Source organism: Nonomuraea sp. NPDC050680 (assembly GCF_040654555.1).
In the GTDB taxonomy this organism is placed as follows: Bacteria; Actinomycetota; Actinomycetes; order Streptosporangiales; family Streptosporangiaceae; genus Nonomuraea.
The window spans coordinates 296,892-320,642 of the sequence record NZ_JBFAIF010000004.1 but is presented as its reverse complement, the minus strand read 5'-3'; the positions used below and the strand labels follow the sequence as shown (position 1 = coordinate 320,642).

The following is a 23,751-nucleotide window of genomic DNA, read 5'->3' as shown; positions in this document are numbered from 1 at the left end:
GGTCCGAGCCGGTCCAATCGGTCCAAGCGGGCAGGTGGCCTAGGCGGCCGACCGGTCCAGGGGCAGCTCGACCGTGATCGTCAGGCCGCCCTCCTCGCGCGGCCGGGCGACGACCGTGCCGCCGTGGGCCTCGGTGATGACGCGCACGATCGACAGGCCGAGGCCGCTGCCCCGGTCGGAGCGCAGCCGGTCGCCGTGCAGCCGCCGGAACGGCTCGAAGATCGTCTCGATCTCGTACGCCGGCACGTGCAGGCCGGTGTTGGCCACGACCAGCTCCACCTGCTCGGTGCGCCGCCGGGTCGTCACCCACACCTCGCCCTTGGGCTGGTTGTGCCGGATCGCGTTCTCCACCAGGTTCTGGACCAGCCGCTCCACCAGCACCGCCTCGCCGGTCGTCGGCGCGACGTCCAGCAGCCGGTGGATCGTCACCTCGCGTTCGGCCGCCTCCTCCGCCGCCTGGTCCAGCACGTGCTCGGCCACGTCCGTCAGGTCGAACGGGCGCCGGTCCAGCACCGCCTGCTCGCCCTCGGTCAGCGCCAGCAGCCCGTCGATGAGCCGCTCGTGCCGGGCGTTGACCAGCAGCAGCGACTCGCCGAGCCGCTTGACATCATCGGTGGCGTCGGGCCGCCGCACCGCCACGTCGACCAGCGTCCTGTTGATCGTCAACGGGGTGCGCAGCTCGTGGGAGGCGTTGGCGACGAAGCGCCGCTGACCATCGAAGGAGCGGGCGAGGCGGCTGAGCATGGTGTCGAAGATGCCGGTCAGCTCCTTCAGCTCGTCGTTCGGCCCCTCGTACCCGATCCGCTCGGCAAAGTCGTGGCTCTGGGCGACCCGGCGCGCGGTCTCGGTGACCGACGTGACCGGCCGCAGCACCCACCCGGCCGCCCGCCAGCCCAGACCGAACGCGCCGCCCGTGACGGCCAGCACCGCCAGCGCGCCGATGTTGCGCACGCTGGTCAATGTGTCGAGCTGGTAGGCCGCCTGGACCTGGAGGACCCGGGCTCGTGCCACCTCGTAGTAGTCGTCGTATCTGTAGAAGCCCCTGCCATTGGGCAGGGTGATGGATTTGGGGGTGATGAGATCGGCGCGGTATGTGAGGTTCGACCGTACTAGGAAGTAGACGGCCGTCAGCAGCAGGCCGCCGCCGACGAGGAACACCACCGCGCAGGCCAGGGCGAAACGCAGACGGACGCTCATGGAATGCGATACCCCGATCCCGGCACGGTCTCGATGACCTGCGGCTCGCCCAGCTTCTTGCGTAACTTCATCATCGTGGTCCGCACCGTGTTCGTGAACGGGTCGATGTGCTCATCCCACACCTTCTCCAGCAGTTCCTCGGCCGAGACCACCGCGCCCTGCGCCCGCAGCAACTCGGCCAGCACCCCGAACTCCTTGCGCGCCAGCGGCACATAGCGCCCCTCGCGGAACACCTGCCGGTGCGCCCAGTCCAGCCGCACCCCGGCGCGGGCCAGCATCGGCGGGTCGGCCCGCCTGGCCCGGCGGCCGAGCGCGTGCACCCGCGCCACCAGCTCCTCGAACGCGAACGGCTTGGGCAGGTAGTCGTCGGCCCCCAGCGACAGCCCCGCCACCCTCGCCCGTACGTCCCCGGCGGCGGTCAGCATCAGCACCCTGACCGGCCATCCCCGCTCGACCACCGCCCGGCACACCTCGTCGCCGTGCACCAGCGGCAGGTCGCGGTCCAGGATCAGCACGTCGTAGTCGTGCACGCCGAGCCGCTCCAGCGCCCCGTCACCGTCGTAGGCCACATCGACGGCCAGCGCCTCCCCCCGCAGCCCCTCGGCGATCGAATCGGCGAGCATCCGCTCGTCCTCCGCGACCAGAACACGCAATGTCGCCCCCATGAAGATCGAAAGTCCCGACAGTCTGCTCCAGCCTGCATAACGCGGACATAACCACTTTTGGTGACGCTCAGGTTAGCGCCGACTCGGTGGACTGCCCTCCCTATGGCCGGGACTCGCCCGGCCTCTTACGGGGGAGAGATGTCATGGTTGCCGCTCTTGTGGCGCCCGCGCGGCCCCGCCCGGCCGATCCCGCCTCGGGGAGGACGGGCCACCGCCTGTTCGGGGTCGTCCTGGCGCTGGCCGCGGCGCTGCGCGTGCTGGTCATGCTCGGGTACGACACCGCGCAGGTCTACTGGTACGACTCGTTCACCTACCTGAACACGGCCGTGCACATGAAGCCGCAGGGCGCCTTCCATCCGGCGGGCTACTCGTGGTTCCTGTGGCTGCTGCGCCCCTTCCACAGTGTCGAGCTGGTCGTCGGCGTGCAGCACGCGATGGGCCTGGGCGTCGGCGTGCTGATCTACGTGCTGCTGCGCCGCTGGTCGCTGCCCGGCTGGGGGGCGGCGCTGGCCGCGGCGCCGGTGCTGTTCGATCCGGCCTTCCTGCGGCTGGAGCACGCCGTGCTCTCGGACCTACAGGTGATCTTCCTCGTGATGTCCGCGCTCACGGTGCTGATGTGGCGCCAGGAGGTGTCGTGGCGGGCCGCCGCGCTGGCGGGGGCGCTGCTCGCGCTGGCCGGACTGACCCGTACCGCCGCGGTGCCGCTGATCGCCCTGGCCGCGCTCTACCTGCTGCTGCGCCGCACGCCGTGGCGGAAGGTCGTCGTCCTGGTGGTCGCCGGGGCGCTGCCGCTGCTCGCCTACGCGGGCTGGTACGCCCAGTATCACGGCAGGTTCGCGCTGAGCGGCTCCGACGGCGTCGCCCTCTGGGCCCGCACGATGACGTTCGCCGACTGCTCGATCATCAAGCCGCCCGCGGCGGAGGCCAGGCTCTGCCCGAACGGCACCGTCGTCGACGCCGCCTCCGAGTACGTCTGGGCGCCCGGCGCCGCGCTCAACCGGCTGCCCGGCGACCGGTTCGCCTACAACGACCTGGCCAGGTCGTTCGCCCTGAAGGCCATCGCCGCGCAGCCGCTCGACTATCTGCGCGAGATCGTCAAGGACACCTCGCTGGCCTTCACCTGGGAGCCGGTGCGGCACCCCCGGCGGGTGACCGCCCTGTCGACCTTCCCGCACGGCTCGTGGGGGCTGCCGGAGGAGCAGGCCCTCATCGGCCAGGTACGCAAGGAGTATGACCCGGCCATCCGCGGCATGAGCTCGGTCGAGCCGTTCGGGTCGATCCTCGCCGCCTACCCCTACCCGTGGTTCCTGCACGGTACGTTGTTCGGCGTGATCCTCCTGGCGGGGACGGCCGGGGCGATAGGCCGGCGCCGTCCGGCCCTGCTGCCGTGGGCGTTCGCGATGTTCCTGCTCGTCGCGCCGGTGGCGGTGCTGGACTTCGACCACCGCTACGTGCTGCCCGCCATTCCGGTCGCCTGCGTGGCCGCCGGGCTGGCCGCACGCGGGCTACCGCGGCGGCGTCGCGCGGCGGGGAGCGAGCGGATTACCGTACCGGTGTGAACCGCCCGCCGCACAACCTGATGGGAGACATGATGATCTTAGTGACCGGCGCCACCGGCAATGTCGGGTCGGCACTGGTGGCCGCTCTGGCCCAGGCCGGGCAGGGGGTGCGTGCGCTCGTACGCGATCCGCGGGCCGTCACGCTGCCGCCCGGTGTCCAGCCGGTCACCGGCGACCTGAACGAGCCCGGCAGCCTGGCCGATGCCCTGAACGGCGTGCGCGGGGTGTTCCTGCTGCCGGGATATGCGGACATGACCGGACTGCTGGCCCAAATACGCCGGTCGGAAGTAGAACGGGTCGTGCTGCTGTCGGGCGGTTCGGCCGCGCAGGCGGACATGAGCAACGCGGTCTCCCGCTACATGGCGCTTTCCGAGCAGGCCGCGCGGGAGGCGGATGTGCCCTGGACCTTCCTGCGGCCCACGGCGTTCATGTCCAACGCGCTGCGCTGGCTGCCGCAGCTTCAGGCCGGCGACCTGGTGCGCGTACCGTTCGCCGGGGTGGCGGCCGCCGCCATCGACCCCGCCGACATCGCGGCGGTCGCGGCCCTGGCGCTGACGAGCGACGGGCACGAGGGCCGCATCTACGAGCTGACCGGCCCGGACTCGCTGCTGCCCGCCGACCAGGTCGCCGTGCTGGCCAAGGTGCTGGACAGGGACCTGCGCTGCGAGGGACTGCCGGATGAGGAGGCGCGGGCGCAGATGGAGGCGACCATGCCGGTCGAGTACGTCGACGCCTTCTTCAGCTTCTACGCCGACGGCACGCTCGACGAGTCCCAGGTCCTGCCGACCGTTCAGGAGGTGACGGGACACCCGCCCCGCACCTTCGAGCAGTGGGCGCGGGCACACACCGACGCCTTCCACTGACCTCGCCCACCCCGGGGGCCGGTCGTCGCGGTGCTGGTCGACGCCACAGTGGTCCGCCTCGTCCGGTGCCGTCGATCATGGAAGCGATCGGTGAGCGCGGCCGGCGGTTTCCTCGACTGTCCTCGGCGAGGCTGCCGCTCTGGCGAAATGTTACGTAGTATCCGGGCATCACGAGCGTTGGGGGCGCCAGGGTGCCAGGACAGAGCGTGGGTGTGGTAGTCGATCCGGGAGTACCCCCGGAGGTCGCCGGAATGCTGCGTGCGAACGCCCCGCTCCTGTCCAGGATCAGAGCAGGCTGGGTGCCCCCTGCCGGGCAGCCGGTCGAGCGGCGCTGGCCGTCGAGCCTGGCGCTGCTGGCCGCCACGCCCCTGGTCGTCGCGCTGATGTCCGCGCTGCTGGCCTCCCCGGTGGCGCCGATCGGCTTCGTGCTGCTGGGCGGTTTCGTCTTCGTCGTGCTCGTCAAGATCGCCTCCATCAACGAGGTGCCGTTACACGACCGCCCCTACGAGCGCGGCGTCTACGAGAGGGCCCGCTGGTACGACGGTCGCTACCTGCTGGCCGACGACTTCGACGCGGAGGCCAAGGTGGTGCTGACCAGGGCGCAACGGGCGATCGGCGCCGTGCTGCGTTCCCACGTCAACGCCGAAGGGCTGCTGGACGACGCGCGCAACGCCGTGATGCTGCCGGAGCAGGAGTGGGAGATCGCCCGGCTGCTGGCCAAGCTCTCGGCCCTGCGCGGCGAGCACAAGGAGCTGCTGGCCCGCGGCATCGCGCCGGAGGTCGCGGCGGTGATCGAGCCGCTGGACCGCGCCCTGGTCACCAGCGAGGCCGCGGTCGTGGCGCGCGTGGAGGCACTGGAACGTTACGCCGGGCACGTCGCCGAGGCCGAGCGCGCCTACCACGCCCGCGGCCAGATCGAGGAGCTGCGGGCCCGGCTGCCGCGCTACGAGGAGCTCCTGGCCGAGTCGGGCGCCGACGCGCTGGCCGTACCCGAGATCGAGAAGCTCGCCGAGGACGCCGACGACCTGGAGCGGCTGCTGCGCAGGAGCGTGAGCTCGGCGCACGAGGCGTTCCGCCATCTGGAAGGCTGACGCTGAGACATCCCCCGTGAGCAGGTGCGCGGGCCCGCGTCGCGGCAGTCCCACCTTGCCGTATGACACGTTCCAGCACTTATCCGGGTGACAATCCCATAAAATCCGTTTTTGTGGCGGATGTGGTGGTCGATCCAGATGTCCCGGAGAATGACGCCCAGCTGATCACGGAGAGCGAGCATCTCCTGATCCGCATGCGGCGCGGCTGGGCGCCCGACCCCCTGCCGTCCAGGGCATCCGGTAAGGCCGGGCGCGTGGCCCTCGCGGCGATCACGCTGATGGTGATGTCCCTGCTGCTGTCCGGGACGAACACCTACCGCTCGGGCGGCCTGGTGCTGCTCGCCCTCATCGCCATCCCGGTCCTGCTGGTGATCTTCCTCCGCAAGGACCTCGACGAGGACGAGGAGATGGCTGTCGACCGGGAGACCTACGAGCAGCTGCGCTGGTACGAGGGCCGGTACGTGCTCGCCACCGACCTCGACGAGTCCTCCCGCAGGCTGCTCGCCCGTGCCAGGCGGGCCGTCGCCACGGTGACGCACTCGGCGGTCAACGTCGAAGGACTGCTGGACGACGTGCGCAACGCCGTGATGCTGCCCGCCCAGGAGTGGGAGATCGCCCGGCTGCTGGCCAAGTTGTCGGCGCTGCGGACCAAGCACCGCGAGACCATGTCGGAGGTGAACTCGCCGGAGGTCGCCGCCGTGGCCGAGCCGCTCGCCCGGGCGCTCGACAGCAGCGAGGAGGCCGTCGTGGCCCGGGTGGAGGCGCTGGAACGGTACGCCGCCAACGTGGCCGACGCCGAGCGCGCCTACCGGGCCCACCAGCAGATCGAGGAGCTGCGGGGCAGGATCCACCAGTATGAGGAGCTGGTCTCGGAGTCGGGCGCGGACGGCTTCGCCGTACCGGAGATCACCCGGCTCGCGGAGGACGCCGACCAGCTGGAGCGGGCGCTGCGGCGGAGCGTGCGCTCCGCCCACGAGGCGTTCCGCTACCTGGATCCCTGAGAGCCGCCCGGGGCTACCGGACGTGCAGCTGTCCGGGGCTACCGGACGTGCAGCTGTCCGGGGCTACCGGACGTGCAACTGTTCGGGACTACCGGACGTTCGCGGCCTCCAGCAGCACGTCGCACAGAGCCTCGGCCGCGTCGATGCGGCCCAGCTTGCGCGCCGCCTCGGCCATCGTCGCGCGCAGGCCCGGATCGGCCAGCAGCGGCATCAGCTCGGCCAGCAGCTGCTCGCCCGTCGGATGCGGCTCCAGCAGCGCGCGGCCCGCGCCCGCGGAGGCCACGTAGCCGGCGTTCTTGCGCTGCTCGTCGCCGCCGGTCGGGATCAGCGGGATCAGCACCGACGGCCGGCCGATGGCGGTCAGCTCCGACACCGTGCCGGCGCCGCTGCGCGCGATCACCACGTCGGCCGCGGCGAACAGATCGGGCAACTCCGAGCCCACGTACGGCACCGGGTGGTAGCGGTCGGCCAGGTCCGGCGGCAGCGCGATGGCGCGCATCTGGTCGATCCACGCGGGCCCGCACTGGTGCACGATCTGGGCGTGCGGCAGCAGCCGCGGCAGGATCTCCGCGATCAGCGTGTTGATCTGCTTGCTGCCCTGCGCGCCGCCCGTCACGTAGATCAGCGGCACCTCGAACGTCAGCCCGAACAGGTCGTAGGCCGCGGCCCGGTTGCCCTGCAGCAGCTCCGGCCTGATCGGATTGCCGGTCACCACGGCCTTCGCGCGGGCCGACGGCGGCAGGTATTCGAGGGACGACTCGTGGGACAGGGCGATCCGCGTGGCCAGCCTGGCCAGGATCCGGTTGGCCAGCCCCACCACCGTGGTCTGCTCGTGCATCACCAGCGGGCGGCGGATCAGCTTGGCCGCCACACCGATCGGCACCGCCACGTAACCCCCGGTCGACAGCACCACGTCGGGCAGGTAGCGGGCGGCGTGCCCGATCGCCTGGACCACGCCCACCGGGATGCGGAACACGTCGGCGACGTTGGTGCCGAGCTCCTTGAGGTTGGGCCGGCGCCGCAGCTTTCCGGTGGTGATGGCCTTGAACGGGATGCCGTGCTCGGTGGTGATCCTGGCCTCGAGGCCGTTGGCGGTGCCCACCCAGAGCACGTCGTGCGGCACCTGACGTCGCTGGACGGCCGACAGGGTCGTCAGGGCCGGATAGGTGTGACCGCCGGTGCCGCCGCCGGTGATCAACAGTCGCAGGGTTCGTGACATGCGATCAGACTAGGGCCCCGGCGGGAAAGGTCGTCGCGCCGCTCGGTCACTTGGGGCTCGGCTTCGCCGGACAGGCTGTTGACCGGTAGCGTTTCCCCATGCGACTCGGCGTGCTGGACATCGGCTCGAACACCGTCCACCTACTCGTCGTGGATGCCCACCGCGGCGCGCGGCCACTGCCCGCCTACTCGCACAAGGAGGAGCTGCGGCTGACCGAGCACCTCGACGAGCGCAACGAGCTGTCCGCCGAGGGCATCGAGCGGCTCGGCGAGTTCGTCGAGGAGGCGCTGAGCATCGCCGAGGACAAAGGCGTGGAAAACTTCCTGGCCTTCGCCACCTCGGCCGTGCGCGAGGCCGCCAACGGCGAGCACGTGCTCGCCCAGATCAACGACCGCTGCGGCGTGCACATCGAGGTCCTGTCCGGCAGCGACGAGGCCAGGCTGACGTTCCTGGCCGTGCGGCGCTGGTTCGGCTGGTCGTCGGGGCGGCTGCTCGCCTTCGACATCGGGGGCGGCTCGCTGGAGATCGCAGCCGGAGTCGACGAGGAGCCCGACGTCGCCGTGTCGCTGCCGCTCGGCGCGGGGCGGCTCACCCGCGGCTGGTTCGCCTCCGACCCCCCGTCGGCCGAGGAGGTCCGCAACCTGCGCCGGCACGTTCGCGCCCAGATCGCCCGCACGGTCGGTGACGTCGTCCGATACGGCGAGCCCACCCGGGCCGTGGCCACCTCCAAGACCTTCAAGCAGCTGGCCAGGATCGCCGGGGCCGCGCCCACCAACGACGGCCTCTACGTCTCCCGCTCGCTGTCGCGGCAGGACATGGCCGAGTGGGCCGTCAAGCTGACCACTATGAGCTCGGCCGAGCGGGCCGCGCTGTCCGGCGTGTCCGACGGACGGGCCGCACAGCTTGCCGCGGGGGCCATCGTGGCCCACGCGACCATGGACCTCTTCGAGGTCGACCGGCTGGATGTCTGCCCCTGGGCGCTGCGCGAAGGGGTCATCCTGCGTCGCCTCGACATGCTGCCCAGTCGGCCGGATGTGACGTCGAGGTAACCGCGATCTACCCCAATCTCGCGCATAAGTGCCGGTTCTCGGGGCATCTCCGGCTGATGTTGGCAGTGCTCAGCACGATCGCCTCGCTGGTGATCGTCCTCATTCTGGCGTTCCTGGCCGTCTTCCTCATCTCCGTGGCCGTCCTGCTCGCGCTCGCGCTGATGGCGCGATCGACGGCCCGCAAGCCCGAGGTACGGCCGGTCATGGGAGGGCTCCAGGCACCGTTCCGGGGGACGTTGGGGAGAACACGATTGGGGACAAGGGGTGAGCAGGTAGGACCGTCCGCCTGAGCGTGGGGGCCGTGCTTCGGAAGCCCGCTTCAGTTGGCGATGAAGTGCGGCCCGGCCGCGCCCGGCGCGAAGCGCAGGCGCTTCTCCAGGCACACCACCGACCCGTCCTCGTGCCGGTTGGTGAAGCGGATGTCGTCGGCCAGCGCCCGCATGATCTGGATCCCCCGGCCGGACTCGGCGTTGGGCGCCGCCTCGCCGTTGTTGGGCGGTGGTTCGAAGCCCCCGCCCGTGTCGATCACTCTGATGACGCAGAGCTTGTCGTAGATCCCCGCGCTCACCACGTACTCGTCGCTGGGGCCCGCGTGCCTGACGACGTTGGAGCACGCCTCGGTGAGCATGAGCTCGATGTCGTCGCGGATCTGCGGCTCCACCCCCAATGACCTCAGTGTGCCGTCGAACATCTGCCTGATCAGGGGGACGCTGGCCGCATCTCTGGGCAGCCGGAGCGCTATCGTGGCCTCCACCGCACCTCCTCCGTAGTCCATCGGACGCGTCAGTGGCCTCTGCCCATTCAGCCCCGCCCCAATCGTCCCTACGGTTCCATGAGCCGGAGCGCGACCTCCAGCGCGGCCTCGCTGATCTCCTCTTCGGTCAGCTTCTCGTCCTGCGCCATCCACTTGCCCGCGTGCAGCGTGAACAGCGCCATCGAGCGGCTGATGCGCACGGCCAGCGGGTCGCCGGGATCGTTGATCTCTGAGGTCAGCTCCAGCATCACCTCGCGCATCCGATGGATCTTCGGGTGATCGCGCAGCGCCGTCTGGTTGCGCTCCATGAAGCGGGCGATCTCGAGGTAGCGCCGGTTCGTCAGCTTGTCGGCGTAGCGCAGGAGCAGCTCGCGGCGTGTCTCCGGCGTGTTCGACCGGCTCCTGAACCAGGCCAGGAGCTCCTCCATGTCCGCCACCCGCAGGTCGGCCAGGCTGGCGACGATGTCTTCCTTGGTCTTGAAGTGGTAGTAGAGCGCCGCCTTCGTCACGCCGAGCTCCTCCGCGATCTCTCGCAGCGAGGTCGCCTCGTAACCCTGCTCGATGAAGAGCTTGAGCGCGATCTCCTGGATCCGGCTCCGCGTGTCTTCCCGCAATGTGCACCTTATTTCGACTTGATTCGACTTGACCGTCGGCAAGTAAGGTTTCTAGCTTATTCTATGCTTGCCGGTCGGCCGGTAAGCAAGGACGTCCAGTGGGGGTGTGTATGGCGGAAGCGGTCGCACGGCGGCGTGAAGTCATGGTGGTCCTGCCCGGGCTGATGCTCGCGATGGCCCTGGCCATGCTCGACAACATGATCGTGGGTACGGCGATGCCGCGCATCGTCGGCGAACTCGGGGGACTGACCCATCTGTCGTGGGTCGTCACAGCCTACATTCTCGGTACGACGGTCTCCACGCCCATCTGGGGGAAGATCGGCGACCTGTACGGCCGTAAGTCCATCTTCATGATCTCGATCGTGATCTTCATGGTCGGTTCCATGCTCTGCGGAATGGCGGGCTCCTCCCTGCTCGGCGGCCCCGACGGCGGCATGGCCGAGCTGATCGGCTTCCGCGCGCTGCAGGGTCTGGGCGCGGGCGGCCTCATGGTCAACGTGATGGCCATCATCGGCGACCTGGTGCCGCCCCGCGAGCGCGGCCAGTACCAGGGCATCATGGCGGGCGTCATGTCGCTGGCCATGATCGCGGGCCCGCTGGTGGGCGGTTTCATCACCGACAACCTCGACTGGCGCTGGGCCTTCTACGTGAACCTGCCGGTCGGCGCCATCGCCCTGGTCGTGCTGGCGCTGCGGCTGAAGCTGCCCAAGCTGCACAACCGGGTACGGATCGACTGGCTGGGCGCGATCCTGCTGTCGGTCAGCATCACCGCGATGGTCCTCATCACCACCTGGGGCGGCAACCAGTACGGCTGGGGCTCCTGGCAGATCCTCACCCTGGTCGCGATCGCCGGGGTCTCGCTGGCGCTGTTCATCTTCGCCGAAGGCAGGGCGGCCGAGCCGATCATGCCGCTCCAGCTGTTCCGCAACCGCAACTTCGCCCTGATCTCGGGCATCGGGTTCCTGCTCGGCTTCGCCATGTTCGGTGCCATCAACTTCCTGCCGCTGTTCCAGCAGACCGTTCAGGGCGCCTCGGCCACCAACTCGGGCCTGCTGTTGCTGCCGATGATGGGCTCGGCCATGGTGGTCTCGCTGTTCGTCGGCCGGGCCATCACCGCCACGGGCAGGTACAAGATCTACCCGGTGATCGGCGGCGTCGGCATGGCCGTGGCCATGTGGCTGCTGTCGACCATGGACGTCGCCACGCCCAGCTGGCGGACGGGCCTCTACATCGCCGTACTCGGCCTCGGCATGGGCTTCCTCATGCAGACCACGATGCTCATCGCGCAGAACAGCGTCGAGCAGAAGGACCTCGGCGTCTCCAGCAGCGCCGCCACGTTCTTCCGCTCGATCGGCGGCTCGTTCGGCGTCTCGATGTTCGGCGCCATCTTCAACAACCACCTCCTGTCCGAGCTGACCGGCCGGTTCGGCCCGCAGGCGGCGGACAAGATCGCCAAGGGCGGCGGCCGGCTGGACCCGGCGGCGCTCGGCCAGATGCCGCCGCAGCTGCGCACCGGCCTGCTGGAGTCACTCGCCGCGTCGATCTCCGGCGTCTTCTGGTGGGCCATCCTGTTCGCCGTGGCCGTGCCGGTGCTGGCGGTCTTCATCAAGGAGATCCCGCTGCGCGGGGGCCCGCCGGCCGATGCCGCCCAGCAGGAGGCGGTCAGCCCGGCGGCAGGCTGAACAGCTTGTCGAGCCCGGTCATCCGCATCAGGTTCCGCAGATAGGGCGTCAACGCCACCACGCGCAACTCGGCGTCGGCGCCCTCGACCTGCCGCTGGAGGCGTACGAGAGCGGCCAGGCCGGAGGAGTCGATGAAGGCCAGCTCCGACAGATCAACGTCAAGCCGGCGATAACCGGCGTCGAACGTCAGTCCTGTCAGATCGGCGGCGGTGTCGAAATCAAGGTCGCCGCTCAGCGCCAGCCGGATCGTCATTCCGTCCAGCGTGGCGACATCGATGCGCAGCGGCGTCTTGTCGAGCACCGTCTCAGCTTATCCACAGCGCGGATAATGAGAGGCGTGGGGCGCCCGAGTTCGGGAAAATCGCCGCTATGAAGCCCTCCGGTGCCCATCAGTTCAGTCGCCCGCGGGCGGCGGACGCCCCCGCCATCCACGAGCTCGTCGCGGCCTGCGACCTCGCCGTCATCGGCGTTCCCGACGCCACACCGGCCGACATCGCCGACGAGCTGGCGGAGCCGGACTTCGACCTCGACACCGACGGCTGGCTCGTCCACGACGCCGACGGCACGCTGGTCGGCTGGGCCTGGGCATTCGCCAAGGGCGACAGTGACATGATCGACATGGAGGTCCTCATACGCCCCGGCGTCGAGGGGCTCACGGACCAGCTCTGGCGTCTCGTCCTCGACCGCGCCGCAGAGCTGGCGCTGGAGCGGGGCCACGACGTCGCCACGGTCGACATCGGCATCTACCGGGCCGACACCGCCAGGCAGGCGCTGGCCAAGGAGCACGGCTTCGAGCCCGGCACCAGCTTCCACCGGATGCGCGTCGACCACGAGGGCCCGGTCGAGCCGCCCGCCCCGATCCCCGGGCTGACCCTCCACAGCGGGGAGACGGACGCCGTCCGCAGGCAGGCGCACCAGATCTACCAGGAGGCCTTCGCCGACCACTTCGGCTTCATCAAGGTCGACTACGAGCACTGGCTCGAGCGCAGGCAGGCGCAGAGCGTCACCGACTGGACCCAGCTCGCCGTCGCCAGGATCGATGGGCGGCCGGCGGCGGTGGTGATCGGCAACAACCAGTTCGTGCCGGACGAGGACTGCGGCTATGTCGCCACGCTGGCCGTCCTGCCCGAGCATCGGGGGAAGGGGCTGGGCCGCTTTCTGCTGCGGCACGCCTTCGCCGCCGACGCGGCGCGCGGGCGGCGGGGGACGCTGCTGCACGTCGACTCCAACAACACCTCGCCCGCGCTCGACCTCTACCTGTCGGCGGGCATGCGACCGGTCCTGGTGATCGACGTCTGGCGCCGCCTGATCCGGCCCACCCGCACCTCGTGATCCGGTCCACCCGAGCGCCTGGTCCGGCCCACTTAAACAGCCTGATCCGGCCCGCCCCAGCCGGCTGATCCGGCCCACGCGCGAGCCCGCCCGTGGGGGCCGTATGACGGTCGGCTCTCGGGTGGTGCTCCTTCCGGTCTAGCGTACGAACGTACTAGTTCGTACATTTGATGGGACTGGAGGAGAGTGAGAGCGGATGAGCTCCTATCTGATCGGCCTGATCGGCGCGGGGATCGGCCCGTCGTTCAGCCCCGCGCTGCACGAGCGCGAAGCCGACGCGCACGGCGTGCGCTATGTCTACCGGCTGCTCGACCTCGGCGAGCTGGGCCTGAGGGCCGACGCCGTGGGAGAGCTGGTCCGTACGGCGCGTCGGCTCGGGTACGACGGCCTCAACATCACCCACCCGTGCAAGCAGACCGTGATCCCCTTCCTGGACGAGCTGTCGGCGGACGCGGCGATGCTCGGCGCGGTCAACACCGTCGTGTTCGAGGGGCGGCGGGCCGTGGGGCACAACACCGACTGGACCGGATTCGCGGAGTCCTTCGCCCGGGGGCTGCCCGACGCGCCGACCCGGCAGGTGGTGCAGCTGGGCGCGGGCGGGGCGGGCGCCGCGGTGGCGCACGCCCTGCTGACCCTCGGCGCCGATCAGGTCGTGCTGGTCGACGCCGCCGAAAGCCGGGCGGCCGCGCTCGCCGCCGACCTGGCCGGCCGCTTCGGGCCGGCCCGGATCCGCACCGCGGCCCAGGCCGAGCTGGGCGGGCTGCTCGCGACGGCGGACGGGCTGGTGCACGCGACCCCCACCGGGATGGCGCAGCACCCCGGGCTGCCGCTCCCCGCCGAGCTGCTGCGGCCGGAGCTGTGGGTGGCCGACATCGTCTACCGGCCCCTGGAGACCGAGCTGCTGCGCAGGGCCGGGGCGCTCGGCTGCCGGACCATGCACGGCGGCGGCATGGTGGTCTTCCAGGCCGCGCATGCCTTCCGCCTGTTCACGGGCCGCGAGCCCGACGCCGAACGGATGCTCACGCACCTCACCGACCTGATCGACGCCTGACCGGGAGGTCTCCCCATGCGTAAGTCCATCGCCACCGTCTCGGTCAGCGGGACGCTGGCGGAGAAGCTGACCGCCATCTCCGCCGCGGGCTTCGACGGCGTGGAGATCTTCGAGAACGACCTCCTCGTCTCTCCGCTGAGCCCGGAGGAGGTGCGGGGCCGGGCCGGGGATCTGGGCCTCGGCATCGACCTGTACCAGCCGTTCCGCGACTTCGAGGCGGTGCCCGGCGACGTACTGGCCCGCAACCTGCGCCGGGCCGAGCGCAAGTTCGAGCTGATGGAACGCCTCGGCGCCACCCTGCTGCTGGTCTGCTCCAGCGTGTCGCCCGACGCGGTCGACGACGACGAGCTGGCCGCCGAGCAGCTGCGCCTGCTCGCCGAACGCGCCGCCGGGCACGGCATCAGGATCGCCTACGAGGCGCTGGCCTGGGGCCGGCACGTCAACGAATACCTGCACGCCTGGCGGATCGTACGCATGGCCGGCCACCCGAACCTCGGCACCTGCCTCGACAGCTTCCACATCCTGTCGCGCGGCTCCGACCCGATCGGCATCGAGGCGATCCCGGGCGAGCGGGTGTTCTTCCTCCAGCTGGCCGACGCGCCGCTGCTGGCGATGGACGTGCTGCAGTGGAGCAGGCACTACCGGTGCTTCCCCGGCCAGGGGACCTTCGACCTGGCGGGACTGGTGAATCACGTGCTGGACGCCGGGTACGCCGGGCCGCTGTCGCTGGAGGTGTTCAACGACGGCTTCCGGCAGGCCGACGCCGGCCGGACGGCCCTGGACGCCATGCGGTCGCTCATCGCCCTGGAGGAGGCCACCGCTTTGCGGCGCGGCGCGACCCCGCCGATCCCGCCCTCGGTCAGCCTGGCTCCGGTCAGCCTGGCTCCGGTCAGCCTGGCTCCGGTCATCCCGCCTCCGGTCATCCCGCCTCCGGTCATCCCGTCCGGCTTCGCGTTCGCCGAGCTGTCCGTCCCTCCACCCGACTTGCCCGGACCGGGGGAGTCGGGTGGGCCGTCCGGCCACGCGTACGAGCTGAGCGGGCTGCTGGCGGCGCTCGGGTTCGTCCGCACCGGGACGCATGCCCACAAGCCGGTCGAACTGTGGGAGCAGGGAGAGGCCCGGATCCTGCTCAACGCCACCGGCGAGGGACCCGCGCTCGCGGCGATCGGGCTGGAGAGCCCGGACCCCGCTGGTTCCGTGCGGCGCGCCGAGTCGCTGCTGGCGCCGGTCCTGCCCCGCCACCGCGCCCCTCGGGACGCCAGGCTGGACGCGATCGCCGCACCGGACGGGACCGAGCTCTTCTTCTGCCGCACCGGGCATCCTGACCATTCCAGCTGGACCGACGACTTCGAGCCCCGCGCGGAGGGTGAACCGGCGGCCGGGGGCATCACCCACATCGACCACGTGGCGCTCACCCAGCCCAGGCACCACTTCGACGAGGCCGCGCTGTTCTACCGCACCGTCCTCGGTCTGCGCCCCCAGGAGAGTCTGGAGGTCCCCGACCCCTACGGCCTGCTGCGCAGCAAGGCGATGTCCACCGGGGACGGCGCCGTACGGATGGTGCTCAACATCAACCAGGTCGGCGCCCAGCACATCCCCTGGCAGCACATCGCCCTGGCCTGCGACGACATCGTGGCCACCGCCCGCAGGCTGCGCGCCCTACACCCCGGCCTGCTGCTCGCCGTCCCCGCCAACTACTACGACGATCTGGCCGCCCGCCACGACGTGCCACCCGAGCTGCGGGAGCTCGGCCTGCTGTACGACAGGGACGAGCACGGGGAGTTCCTCCACCTGTACACGATCACGGCCGGGCGGGTGTTCTTCGAGCTCGTCCAGCGCGTCGGCGGCTACCAGGGGTACGGCGCCGCCAACGCGCCCGTCCGCCTGGCCGCCCAGCACGCCGGGGCCCAGCGGTGGGGACAACGGTCATCTAGGATTAACGCGACCCCTGCCGGCCCGACCGTGGAGCCCCATGACCTCGCAGCCACTCGCTCGCGCCGCCGGTGAACGTCAGCGTGACGCCGACCGGACCAGGGCGGAGATCCTCCAGGTGGCGCAGCGGGAGTTCGCGCGCCACGGATACGCCGGGGCCAGGGTGGACGAGATCGCCGAGCGGACGCGCACCACCAAGCGCATGATCTACTACTATTTCGGCGGCAAGGAGCAGCTCTACATCGCGGTCCTGGAGAAGGCGTACACCGAGGTGCGGGCCGCCGAGCAGACCGTCGACGTGGCGCATCTGGCGCCGGTGGAGGCCATCCGTACACTGGCGGAGCTGACGTTCGACCACCACGACGCGCACCGCGACTTCATCAAACTGGTCGGCATCGAGAACATCCACGAGGCCGAGCACATCCGCAAGTCCGAGCTGCTGGCCAATCTGGGCGCGCCCGTGCTCGACATCATCTCCCGCATCCTCGACGCGGGGCAGGAGTCAGGCGACTTCGTCACCGAGGCCGATGCCATCGACGTGCACATGATGATCAGCGCGTTCTGTTTTTTCCGGGTCGCCAACCAGCACACGTTCGGGGCGCTGTTCGGCCGCGACATGACCGCGCCGGAGCACCGTGCCAGGCTGCGCACGATGGTGGGTGAGCTGACCGTCGCCTACCTGCGGGGCGCCGGCGCCCCCGCGTAGTGCCGCCCACCTGCGGCCGGACGGCCGCACCCGATCTCGGCCGCTCGGGCGAGGGTTTGTTCACACCCTTGTAATGTACGAACCAGTGAGTTAGTTTCGGGGCTATTCTCACCCGGGAGGAGCCCCGTGACCGACATCCCCACTCCCCAGGGAAAGCCGCGCAAGGCCGCGATCGCCGCCTGGATCGGCAGCGCCCTGGAGTACTACGACTTCTTCATCTACGGCACCGCCGCCGCCCTGGTCTTCGGCAAGGTCTTCTTCCCTTCGTCCGCCCCGGGCACCGGGACGCTGCTCGCCCTGGCCACGTTCGGCGTCGGCTACCTGGCCAGGCCCGTCGGCGCGTTCGTGCTCGGGCACGTGGGGGACAAGTTCGGGCGCAAGAAGGTGCTGGTCTCCACGCTGGTGCTGATGGGGCTGTCGACGTTCCTGGTCGGCTGCCTGCCCACCTACGACCAGGTCGGGGTGCTGGCCCCGGTGCTGCTGGTGGTGCTGCGGCTGATGCAGGGGTTCTCCGTCTCGGGTGAGCAGGCGGGCGCGAACTCCATGACGCTCGAACACGCCCCGGAGGGCCGCCGCGCCTACTACACCAGCTTCACCCTCAACGGCACCCAGGCCGGGCAGATCATCGCGACCGCGATCTTCCTGCCGATCGCGGCGCTGCCCGAGGAGCAGTTGCTGAGCTGGGGCTGGCGGGTGCCGTTCTGGCTGAGCATCGTGGTGGCGGCCGTCGGGTTCGTGATCCGGCGCACGCTGGAGGAGACGCCCGCCTTCGAGCGGGAGGTCGCCGAGAACGGCGTCGCCAAGCTGCCGCTGGTCGTGCTGTTCCGCGAGCACGGGGCCGACGTCCTGCGGGTGATCGTGGCCGCGGTGATCGCGTCGGTGAGCACGATCTTCACCGTGCACGCGCTGTCGTACGCGGTCAACACGGTGGGGCTGGACCGCGCGCCGATACTGTGGGTCGGCGTGCTGGCCAATGTCGCGGCGGTGATCACGATCCCGCTGTGGGGGAAGCTGTCGGACCGGGTGGGGCGCAAGCCGGTGTTCATCGGCGGCTCGCTGGGGTGCGCGGCGCTGATCTTCGCCTACCTCTGGGCGATCTCGGCCGGCGGCTATCCGCTGATCTTCGTGGTGGGGATCCTGATGTTCGGTGTCGTGCACAGCGCGACCAGCGGGGTCTGGCCGTCGTTCTACGGCGAGATGTTCAGCACCCGGGTACGGCTGTCCGGGATGGCGATCGGCACGCAGATCGGGTTCGCCATCGCCGGGTTCGCGCCCACGCTCGCCACGGCGGTGGCCGGTACCGGCCGGGACAGCTGGCTGGGCGTCTCACTGCTCACCGCGGCGCTGTGCCTGATCAACGTGGCGGCCGTGGCCACCGCGCGAGAGACCTACCGGATCCCCACCGACCAGCTCGGCCTCAAGTCCGCCACCCCCGCACCGGCCGCGACGGCCAGGGCGACGTGAGCGGCGAGCGTGGCGTGAGCGGTGGGCGTGGCGTGAGCGGTGGGCGTGGCGTGAGCGGTGCGCGCGACGTGGGTGGCGGGCACGATGCGAGCGACGAGCACCGCGCGGGTAGCGGCGAGTTCCGCGTCTACGCCATCCAGTACGCGCGGCGCGACGCCCTGCGCGGTGAGCACTTCCACGGCCACGACGGGCGGGCGGAAGAACCGCACCCGACGGCGTACTACACCTGGCTGGCCGTCTCCGACCGGCATACCGTCGTCGTCGACACCGGCATCAGCCGCGCCCGCGCCGCGCGGATCGACGGCCTCGACTACCTGGCCGCGCCCGCCGAGACGATGGCCGAGCTGGGCGTACGCGCCGACGCGGTCGGCCACGTGGTGCTCACCCACCTGCACTACGACCACACCGGCACGGCCAGCGACTTCGGCGCCGCCCGGTACGTCCTGCAGCGGGCCGAGCTCGACTACTGGACCGGCCCCTGGGCCCGGCGCGTCGCCAGGGAGCGCTGGCTGATGGACGAGGACGACGTGGCGCGACTGCGGGCGGCGGAGAAGGAGGGGCGGATGGATCTGCTCGACGGCGACGCCGAGGTGGTCCCCGGGCTGAGTGTCCACCTGGTCGGCGGGCACACGGCGGGCATGCAGGTGGTACGGATCCGGACCGCGCGCGGCCATGTGGTGATCGCATCGGACGCGAGCCACTTCTTCGAGAACATCGAGGACGACCGGCCGTTCCCGATCCTGCACAGCATGACCGGCATGTACGGGGCCTTCGACCGGATCAACGAGCTCGCCGACGGCCCGCACCTGGTGGTGGCCGGTCACGACCCCGAGGTGCTCACCCGCTTCCCGCCACTCACCGGCGCCCTGAGCGGCCGGGTCGCCGTGATCGCCCCGTAGCACCCGAGAGAGCCCCAGGGGAGCATCGGCGGCGGGCCTGCGGGAGCATCGGCGGGAGCCCCTGCGGGGCTCACAGGCCGAGGTAGATGCGCCGGACCTGGGGATCGACCCGCAGGGCGGCCGAGGTGCCGGTGGCCGCGATCTCCCCGTTCTCCATGACCAGGCAGGCGGAGGTGACATCGAAGGTGAGCTTGGCGTTCTGCTCGACCAGCAGGATGCTCAGCCCGTCGGCGTTCAGCCTTTTCAGCCCGGTCACGATCTCCTCGACCAGGATCGGCGACAGTCCCATCGACGGCTCGTCGAGCAACATCACCCGGGGCCGGCACATGAGCGCGCGGCCGATCGCCAGCATCTGCTGCTGACCCCCGGACAGCGCCCCGGCCAGGCGCTGCCGCATCTCGCCCAGGACCGGGAACAGGTCGTAGACCTCGCCGATCGGCGTCCGCTTCCAGTCGCCGGTGTAGGCGCCCAGCAGCAGGTTCTTCTCCACGGAGAGCCCCGCGAACACGTGCCGTCCCTCGGGGACGTAACCGATGCCGTGGCGGACCAGGGTGTGCGCGGGCGCGCGCAGCAGGTCGTGCGCGCCGAAGGCGATGCGCCTGGCCTGCCGGGGCGCCAGGCCCATGACGGCCTTGAGCGTGGAGGTCTTGCCCGCCCCGTTGGCGCCGATGATGCCCAGCGACTGTCCGGGCTCCACCGTGAAGCTCACGTCGCGGGCGGCCCGCACCCCGCCGTAGCTCACCGACAGTCCTTCGACGATCAGCGTGCTCATCTGGTGGCCTCCTCAGCGGCGGATTCCGGGTCGGACCCGGCGGCGGTCTCGGCGGCGGTCCGGGACGGTGCGGACATCGAGTCGCCCAGGTAGGCCGCGACCACGTCGGGCTGGACGGCGACGTCCGCGGGCGCGCCGTCGGCGATGACCTTCCCGCCGGACAGCACGGTGACCCGGTCGCACAGCGACATGACCAGGCCCATGTTGTGCTCGATCACCACGACCGTCACGCCGGAGTCCCTGATCGAGCGGACGATCTCGGCGAGCTGCCGCACCTCCTCGCCGTTGAGCCCGGCCGCCGGCTCGTCGAGCAGCAGCAGCGCGGGCGCCATCGCCATCGCGCGGGCCATCTCGATCCGCCGCTGGATCCCGTACGGCAGGGCGCGCGGCGCGGCGTCGGCGAAGTCCCGCAGCCCGAACCGGTCGATCAGCGCATCGGCCCGCACCCGAAGCGCCCGTTCGAATCCGAGCACGCTCCAGGGAAGCACGAGGTATCGCCAGACCCGGCGCGTCCGCGTGCGATCCAGGCCGACCAGGATGTTCTCCCGGACGGTGAGGTCGCCGAACAGCCGCAGGTTCTGGAACGTGCGGGCCACCCCCAGCAGCGACAGCCGGTACGGAGCCGCGCCGGTGACCTCCCGCCCCCGGAACAGGACCCGCCCGGACGTCGGCGTGTAGAAGCCGCTCACGACGTTGAACAGCGTCGTCTTGCCCGACCCGTTGGGCCCCACGACGCCGCGGATCTCGCCGGCCGAGATCGTGAGCGACACCTGGTCGAGCGCGGTCAGACCCTTGAACCGCATGCTCACCCCGTCGACCTCCAGCAGGTCCGCGCCCACCTGCTCGTCGGCCCGGTCGTACGGCTGGAAGGGGCCCAGTGCGGCTCTCGCCCCGGCGGCCCGGCGGCGCCGGAGCCGGGCGGGCAGCCCGGCCAGCCCGGTGGGGGCGAAGACCACCACGAGGACGACCACGCTGCCGTACCCGAGCTGGGCGTAGGCCGACACGTCCAGCAGCGCCTCCCTGACCAGCGACAGCGCCACCGCCCCGACGACGCAACCGAGGATGCTCCGCCTGCCGCCGATGATCACCATGGCCAGCAGGAGGAACATGTTGGCGATGCTGAACGTCTCCGGCGCCACGAAGCGGATGAGCCCGGCGTACAGGACACCGGCGATGCCGCCGTACAGGCCGGACAGCACGAAGGCGGTCATGCGCAGCAGCGGGATCTCCGCGCCGAGCGCGCCGGCGGCCAGGTCGTCGTCGCGCATGGCGCGCAGTCGGCGGCCGAGCGGCGAGTGGGTCACGAACAGCGCGAACGCCAGCGCGAGCGCGAACACCACCAGCTCTACGTAGTAGAAGAGGTACTCGCTGGCCAGGTCCACCCCGAACAGCGGCGGCACCGGGATGTCGCTGATGCCCTCGGCCCGCCCGGCGACGGTCGCGTTGGTGATCCAGTTGACGAAGGCCAGCGCCAGCCCGAGTGTGACGATGCCCAGATAGTGCGACTGCATCCGCAGCGCGGGCAGGCCCACCAGCAGCCCGACCAGGACGGCGGCCACCAGGGCCAGCGCGGCGGCGGTCCAGAAGCCGAGCCCGGCCCGGGTGGTGAGGATGGCGACGGCGTAGGCGCCGACGCCGAAGAAGGCGATCTGCGCCAGGTTGATCTGCCCGGCCACGCCCATGGCCAGCCCGAGGCCGATGCCGAGGACCGCGAAGATGATCGCCACGTCGACGACGTGGATGGCGTAGCCGCCCAGCCCGTACGGCAGCAGCCAGGCCGCCACGGCGGCGGCGATGAGAGGGATCAGCCGTTTCACGCTCGGTTCACCGTCGTCTCTCCGAAGATGCCGGTGGGGCGGACCATCACGATGGCGGCGAAGACCAGGAACGTCACCAGCTCCGAGTACTCCTGGAAATGGCCGGCCGCGAAGGAGTCGAGCAGCCCGAACGCCATGCCGCCGGCGATCGCGCCCCGCATGCTGCCGAAGCCGCCGAAGATCGCGGCGGCGAAGCCCTTGATGCCCAGGGAGCCGCCCATCGTGGGGTTGACGTAGAGCATCGGCCCGATGAGCCCGCCGGCCAGCGCCGCCAGGCCCGCGCCGATGGCGAAGGCCATGGCGTTGCTGCGGCCGACGTGGATGCCGACGGCGGTGGCCGCCTCGTGGTCCATCGCGACCGCCTGCATGGCCGCGCCGCGCTTGGTGCGCTGCAGGAACAGCCCCAGCAGGACCGTGGCCGCGGCCGCCACGGCGATGACCAGCAGGCTGTAGGTCGGGATCTTGATCCCGGCGACGTCCAGCGGCGCGGTCGCCACCGGCGACGGCACGGCGTGGCCGGTGGCGCCGAACACGCGGATCGCCCCGGCCTCCAGCACGGTGCCGAAGCCGATCGTGCCGATCAGCATCAGGTCGAAGTCCTTGTTCTCCAGCGGGCGCAGCACCCGCTCGATGACCAGGCCGATCAGCGCGGTCACCGCGATCGCCACCGCGACCGCGACGGGGAAGGGCAGCTTGGCGAACATGTACAGGTTGGAGGCGGCGTAGGCGCCGATCATCACCACGTTGCCGTGGGCGAAGTTCACCAGGCCCATGGTGCGGTAGACGATCGAGAAGCCCATGGCGACCAGCGCGTACACCGCGCCGAACGTGACGCCGCCGATGAGGGTCTGCAGAAAGACCTGCACGGTGCTCCTAGCCGGCCGACTCGGCGACGATCTTCCCGGCCTTGATGAGGCCGATCTGGGTCGCGTGGATGCCCACCCCGGAGTCGTCGTAGGCGAAGTCGCCGAGCAGGCCGTCGTACTTGACCGCGCGGATCGCGTCGGCCAGCGGCCGGCCGCCGGCGCCCTTGGTCTGCTTGAGTGCCTCGATGAGGATCTTGGCCCCGTCGTAGGCCTTGGCGCCGTGCAGTTCGGCGGCCTCGCCGAACGCGGCCTGATAGGCGGCCGAGAAGGTCTTGCTCGCCTGGCTCGCGTCGTTGCTGAGGTAGGGCGAGCTGATGATCGAGCCCTCGGCGTTGTCCGCGCCCGCGGTGGTCACGTACACGTCGGTGCCCATGGGGGCGCCACCCGCCAGGACCGCCTTCAGCCCCAGCTCGCGGGCCTGCTTGGCGATCAGCCCGGACTCGACCTCCTCGGCGCCGACGAACAGTACGTCCGGATTTTTCTGCCGGATGGCGGTGAGGGCGGCGCTGAAGTCCTTCTGGTCGGGGGTGACGGCCTCGTCGGCGATGGGGGTGAGGTTCCTGGACTTGAGCGCGGACAGGAACGCGTCGTGCTCGCCCGCGCCGTACGTGCCGTTGTTGCTGATCAGTGCGATCTTCTTGTGCCCCTTGTCATCGACCAGGTACTTGGCCAGGGTCTCGTCGTAGGTCACGCTGGTCGGCGCGTTGAGGAACAGGAACGGGCTCTTGAGCGCGGCGAGCTTGGGCGACTGTCCCGAGGTGATGTTCGGGATCCCGGCGTCCTTGAGAATGGGCGCCATGGCCAGGGTGACGGCGCTCTCGGCGGTGCCGAGCATGGCGACGTAGCCCGCACCGGCGATCTTCCTGGCCAGGTTCGTGCCGACCGTGGGGTCGCCCTGGTCGTCGAACAGGTCGAGCTGGATCTGCCGCCCGCCCACGCCGCCGGCCTTGTTGGCCTCGTCGACGGCCAGTTTGACGCCCTTGCTCTCCCATTTGCCGAGCGAACTGAGCTGGCCGCTCTGCGCGTTGATGTTGGCGACCTTGATGGGTCCGGTGGCGTCGGCCTGCTTGCCGGACTGCTGTCCCGGCGCGGAGCAGGCGGTCAGCGTGACGATGAGCGATACGGCGGCGATGGGGAATCTCGCGGGAAACACGGTTCACCTCGTTTGGGGGGAGTCGACATGGCCGTGTAATGCACGAACTAGTACGTTAGTTATAC

At 70.6% G+C, this 23,751-nt stretch carries 23 protein-coding genes; 13 read left to right on the top strand and 10 right to left on the bottom strand.

Going from position 1 to position 23,751, the window contains the following annotated elements; genetic code table 11:
- Positions 1-39: 39 nt before the first annotated feature.
- Both AB0H88_RS17225 and AB0H88_RS17220 read right to left on the bottom strand, forming a co-directional pair.
- The gene (locus tag AB0H88_RS17225; RefSeq protein ID WP_357645377.1) at positions 40-1,197 is read right to left on the bottom strand and encodes a HAMP domain-containing sensor histidine kinase; all 1,158 of its coding nucleotides are present in this window, start codon (positions 1,195-1,197) and stop codon (positions 40-42) included.
- Positions 1,194-1,850 carry a response regulator transcription factor gene (locus tag AB0H88_RS17220; RefSeq protein WP_357645375.1) on the bottom strand — a complete coding sequence of 219 codons (657 nt, stop codon included), beginning with the start codon at positions 1,848-1,850 and terminating at the stop codon, positions 1,194-1,196. The genes AB0H88_RS17225 and AB0H88_RS17220 overlap by 4 nt, the downstream gene beginning before the upstream one ends.
- A 155-nt stretch (positions 1,851-2,005) precedes the next feature.
- On the opposite strand from AB0H88_RS17220, the gene AB0H88_RS17215 reads away from it, so the two are divergent.
- The 4 genes from AB0H88_RS17215 (at position 2,006) to AB0H88_RS17200 (ending at position 6,376) form a co-directional block, all read left to right on the top strand.
- A complete protein-coding gene (locus AB0H88_RS17215) occupies positions 2,006-3,421 on the top strand; it encodes a hypothetical protein (protein WP_357645373.1) in 1,416 nt (471 codons plus the stop codon).
- A 29-nt stretch (positions 3,422-3,450) separates the two neighbouring features.
- The gene (locus AB0H88_RS17210; RefSeq protein WP_357645371.1) at positions 3,451-4,284 is read left to right on the top strand and encodes an NAD(P)H-binding protein; all 834 of its coding nucleotides are present in this window, start codon (positions 3,451-3,453) and stop codon (positions 4,282-4,284) included.
- 206 nt (positions 4,285-4,490) lie between these two features.
- Entirely contained in the window at positions 4,491-5,375 is an 885-nt protein-coding gene (locus tag AB0H88_RS17205) for a hypothetical protein (protein WP_357645369.1), read from the top strand.
- A gap of 113 nt (positions 5,376-5,488) precedes the next feature.
- Positions 5,489-6,376: a hypothetical protein gene (locus tag AB0H88_RS17200; RefSeq protein ID WP_357645367.1), complete on the top strand. Its 888-nt coding sequence runs from the start codon at positions 5,489-5,491 to the stop codon at positions 6,374-6,376.
- Between the two features lie 88 nt (positions 6,377-6,464).
- Here AB0H88_RS17200 and AB0H88_RS17195 read toward each other — a convergent pair whose 3' ends face one another.
- A complete protein-coding gene (locus AB0H88_RS17195) occupies positions 6,465-7,595 on the bottom strand; it encodes a UDP-N-acetylglucosamine--N-acetylmuramyl-(pentapeptide) pyrophosphoryl-undecaprenol N-acetylglucosamine transferase (protein WP_357645365.1) in 1,131 nt (376 codons plus the stop codon).
- A gap of 98 nt (positions 7,596-7,693) precedes the next feature.
- Between AB0H88_RS17195 and AB0H88_RS17190 the strand changes: the two genes are divergently transcribed.
- Both AB0H88_RS17190 and AB0H88_RS17185 read left to right on the top strand, forming a co-directional pair.
- Positions 7,694-8,644: a Ppx/GppA phosphatase family protein gene (locus tag AB0H88_RS17190; protein ID WP_357645362.1), complete on the top strand. Its 951-nt coding sequence runs from the start codon at positions 7,694-7,696 to the stop codon at positions 8,642-8,644.
- 56 nt (positions 8,645-8,700) lie between these two features.
- Positions 8,701-8,934, top strand: a complete 234-nt coding sequence (locus tag AB0H88_RS17185; RefSeq protein ID WP_357645360.1) for a hypothetical protein — start codon at positions 8,701-8,703, stop codon at positions 8,932-8,934.
- A gap of 29 nt (positions 8,935-8,963) precedes the next feature.
- Here the strand turns inward: AB0H88_RS17185 and AB0H88_RS17180 are convergent, their stop codons facing one another.
- A complete protein-coding gene (locus tag AB0H88_RS17180; RefSeq protein WP_357645356.1) occupies positions 8,964-9,398 on the bottom strand; it encodes an ATP-binding protein in 435 nt (144 codons plus the stop codon).
- Between the two features lie 68 nt (positions 9,399-9,466).
- Complete coding sequence (locus tag AB0H88_RS17175) at positions 9,467-10,012, bottom strand: helix-turn-helix domain-containing protein (RefSeq protein ID WP_357645355.1); 546 nt, start codon at positions 10,010-10,012, stop codon at positions 9,467-9,469.
- Positions 10,013-10,122: 110 nt separating this feature from the next.
- On the opposite strand from AB0H88_RS17175, the gene AB0H88_RS17170 reads away from it, so the two are divergent.
- Entirely contained in the window at positions 10,123-11,694 is a 1,572-nt protein-coding gene (locus AB0H88_RS17170; RefSeq protein ID WP_357645353.1) for an MDR family MFS transporter, read from the top strand.
- Here AB0H88_RS17170 and AB0H88_RS17165 read toward each other — a convergent pair.
- Positions 11,675-11,995, bottom strand: a complete 321-nt coding sequence (locus tag AB0H88_RS17165; protein WP_225292910.1) for an STAS domain-containing protein — start codon at positions 11,993-11,995, stop codon at positions 11,675-11,677. The two genes, AB0H88_RS17170 and AB0H88_RS17165, sit on opposite strands and share 20 nt — an antisense overlap.
- A gap of 68 nt (positions 11,996-12,063) precedes the next feature.
- Here AB0H88_RS17165 and AB0H88_RS17160 point away from each other — a divergent pair, with 68 nt between their 5' ends.
- From AB0H88_RS17160 to AB0H88_RS17135, 6 genes are all read left to right on the top strand, one after another.
- Positions 12,064-13,026 carry a GNAT family N-acetyltransferase gene (locus tag AB0H88_RS17160; protein WP_357645351.1) on the top strand — a complete coding sequence of 321 codons (963 nt, stop codon included), beginning with the start codon at positions 12,064-12,066 and terminating at the stop codon, positions 13,024-13,026.
- Positions 13,027-13,222: 196 nt separating this feature from the next.
- Positions 13,223-14,077, top strand: coding sequence for a shikimate dehydrogenase (locus AB0H88_RS17155; RefSeq protein WP_357645349.1), 855 nt, complete (start codon positions 13,223-13,225; stop codon positions 14,075-14,077).
- Positions 14,078-14,092: 15 nt separating this feature from the next.
- Complete coding sequence (locus AB0H88_RS17150; protein ID WP_357645347.1) at positions 14,093-16,084, top strand: TIM barrel protein; 1,992 nt, start codon at positions 14,093-14,095, stop codon at positions 16,082-16,084.
- Positions 16,050-16,715: a TetR/AcrR family transcriptional regulator gene (locus AB0H88_RS17145; RefSeq protein WP_357645345.1), complete on the top strand. Its 666-nt coding sequence runs from the start codon at positions 16,050-16,052 to the stop codon at positions 16,713-16,715. The genes AB0H88_RS17150 and AB0H88_RS17145 overlap by 35 nt, the downstream gene beginning before the upstream one ends.
- A gap of 126 nt (positions 16,716-16,841) precedes the next feature.
- The gene (locus AB0H88_RS17140; protein WP_357645343.1) at positions 16,842-18,179 is read left to right on the top strand and encodes an MFS transporter; all 1,338 of its coding nucleotides are present in this window, start codon (positions 16,842-16,844) and stop codon (positions 18,177-18,179) included.
- Between the two features lie 50 nt (positions 18,180-18,229).
- Complete coding sequence (locus tag AB0H88_RS17135) at positions 18,230-19,078, top strand: N-acyl homoserine lactonase family protein (protein WP_357645341.1); 849 nt, start codon at positions 18,230-18,232, stop codon at positions 19,076-19,078.
- A gap of 70 nt (positions 19,079-19,148) precedes the next feature.
- Here the strand turns inward: AB0H88_RS17135 and AB0H88_RS17130 are convergent, their stop codons facing one another.
- From AB0H88_RS17130 to AB0H88_RS17115, 4 genes are read right to left on the bottom strand one after another with little or no spacing between them, the layout of a single operon-like run.
- Positions 19,149-19,850: an ABC transporter ATP-binding protein gene (locus tag AB0H88_RS17130; RefSeq protein ID WP_357645339.1), complete on the bottom strand. Its 702-nt coding sequence runs from the start codon at positions 19,848-19,850 to the stop codon at positions 19,149-19,151.
- A complete protein-coding gene (locus tag AB0H88_RS17125; RefSeq protein ID WP_357645337.1) occupies positions 19,847-21,667 on the bottom strand; it encodes a branched-chain amino acid ABC transporter ATP-binding protein/permease in 1,821 nt (606 codons plus the stop codon). Before AB0H88_RS17125 ends, AB0H88_RS17130 begins: the two co-directional genes overlap by 4 nt.
- Positions 21,664-22,533 (bottom strand): branched-chain amino acid ABC transporter permease, encoded by an 870-nt coding sequence (locus AB0H88_RS17120; protein WP_225292901.1) that lies wholly within the window; start codon positions 22,531-22,533, stop codon positions 21,664-21,666. The genes AB0H88_RS17125 and AB0H88_RS17120 overlap by 4 nt, the downstream gene beginning before the upstream one ends.
- A 7-nt stretch (positions 22,534-22,540) precedes the next feature.
- Complete coding sequence (locus AB0H88_RS17115) at positions 22,541-23,686, bottom strand: ABC transporter substrate-binding protein (RefSeq protein ID WP_357645335.1); 1,146 nt, start codon at positions 23,684-23,686, stop codon at positions 22,541-22,543.
- Between the last annotated feature and the right edge of the window lie 65 nt (positions 23,687-23,751).

Excerpts from the sequence above, each read along its gene's own strand:
- AB0H88_RS17225 (WP_357645377.1), bottom strand. The coding sequence starts at position 1,197 with ATGAGCGTCCGTCTGCGTTTCGCCCTGGCCTGCGCGGTGGTGTTCCTC.
- AB0H88_RS17215 (WP_357645373.1), top strand. The coding sequence starts at position 2,006 with ATGGTTGCCGCTCTTGTGGCGCCCGCGCGGCCCCGCCCGGCCGATCCC.
- AB0H88_RS17210 (WP_357645371.1), top strand. The coding sequence starts at position 3,451 with ATGATGATCTTAGTGACCGGCGCCACCGGCAATGTCGGGTCGGCACTG.
- AB0H88_RS17195 (WP_357645365.1), bottom strand. The coding sequence starts at position 7,595 with ATGTCACGAACCCTGCGACTGTTGATCACCGGCGGCGGCACCGGCGGT.
- AB0H88_RS17190 (WP_357645362.1), top strand. The coding sequence starts at position 7,694 with ATGCGACTCGGCGTGCTGGACATCGGCTCGAACACCGTCCACCTACTC.
- AB0H88_RS17185 (WP_357645360.1), top strand. The coding sequence starts at position 8,701 with ATGTTGGCAGTGCTCAGCACGATCGCCTCGCTGGTGATCGTCCTCATT.
- AB0H88_RS17170 (WP_357645353.1), top strand. The coding sequence starts at position 10,123 with ATGGCGGAAGCGGTCGCACGGCGGCGTGAAGTCATGGTGGTCCTGCCC.
- AB0H88_RS17160 (WP_357645351.1), top strand. The coding sequence starts at position 12,064 with ATGAAGCCCTCCGGTGCCCATCAGTTCAGTCGCCCGCGGGCGGCGGAC.
- AB0H88_RS17155 (WP_357645349.1), top strand. The coding sequence starts at position 13,223 with ATGAGCTCCTATCTGATCGGCCTGATCGGCGCGGGGATCGGCCCGTCG.
- AB0H88_RS17150 (WP_357645347.1), top strand. The coding sequence starts at position 14,093 with ATGCGTAAGTCCATCGCCACCGTCTCGGTCAGCGGGACGCTGGCGGAG.
- AB0H88_RS17145 (WP_357645345.1), top strand. The coding sequence starts at position 16,050 with ATGACCTCGCAGCCACTCGCTCGCGCCGCCGGTGAACGTCAGCGTGAC.
- AB0H88_RS17130 (WP_357645339.1), bottom strand. The coding sequence starts at position 19,850 with ATGAGCACGCTGATCGTCGAAGGACTGTCGGTGAGCTACGGCGGGGTG.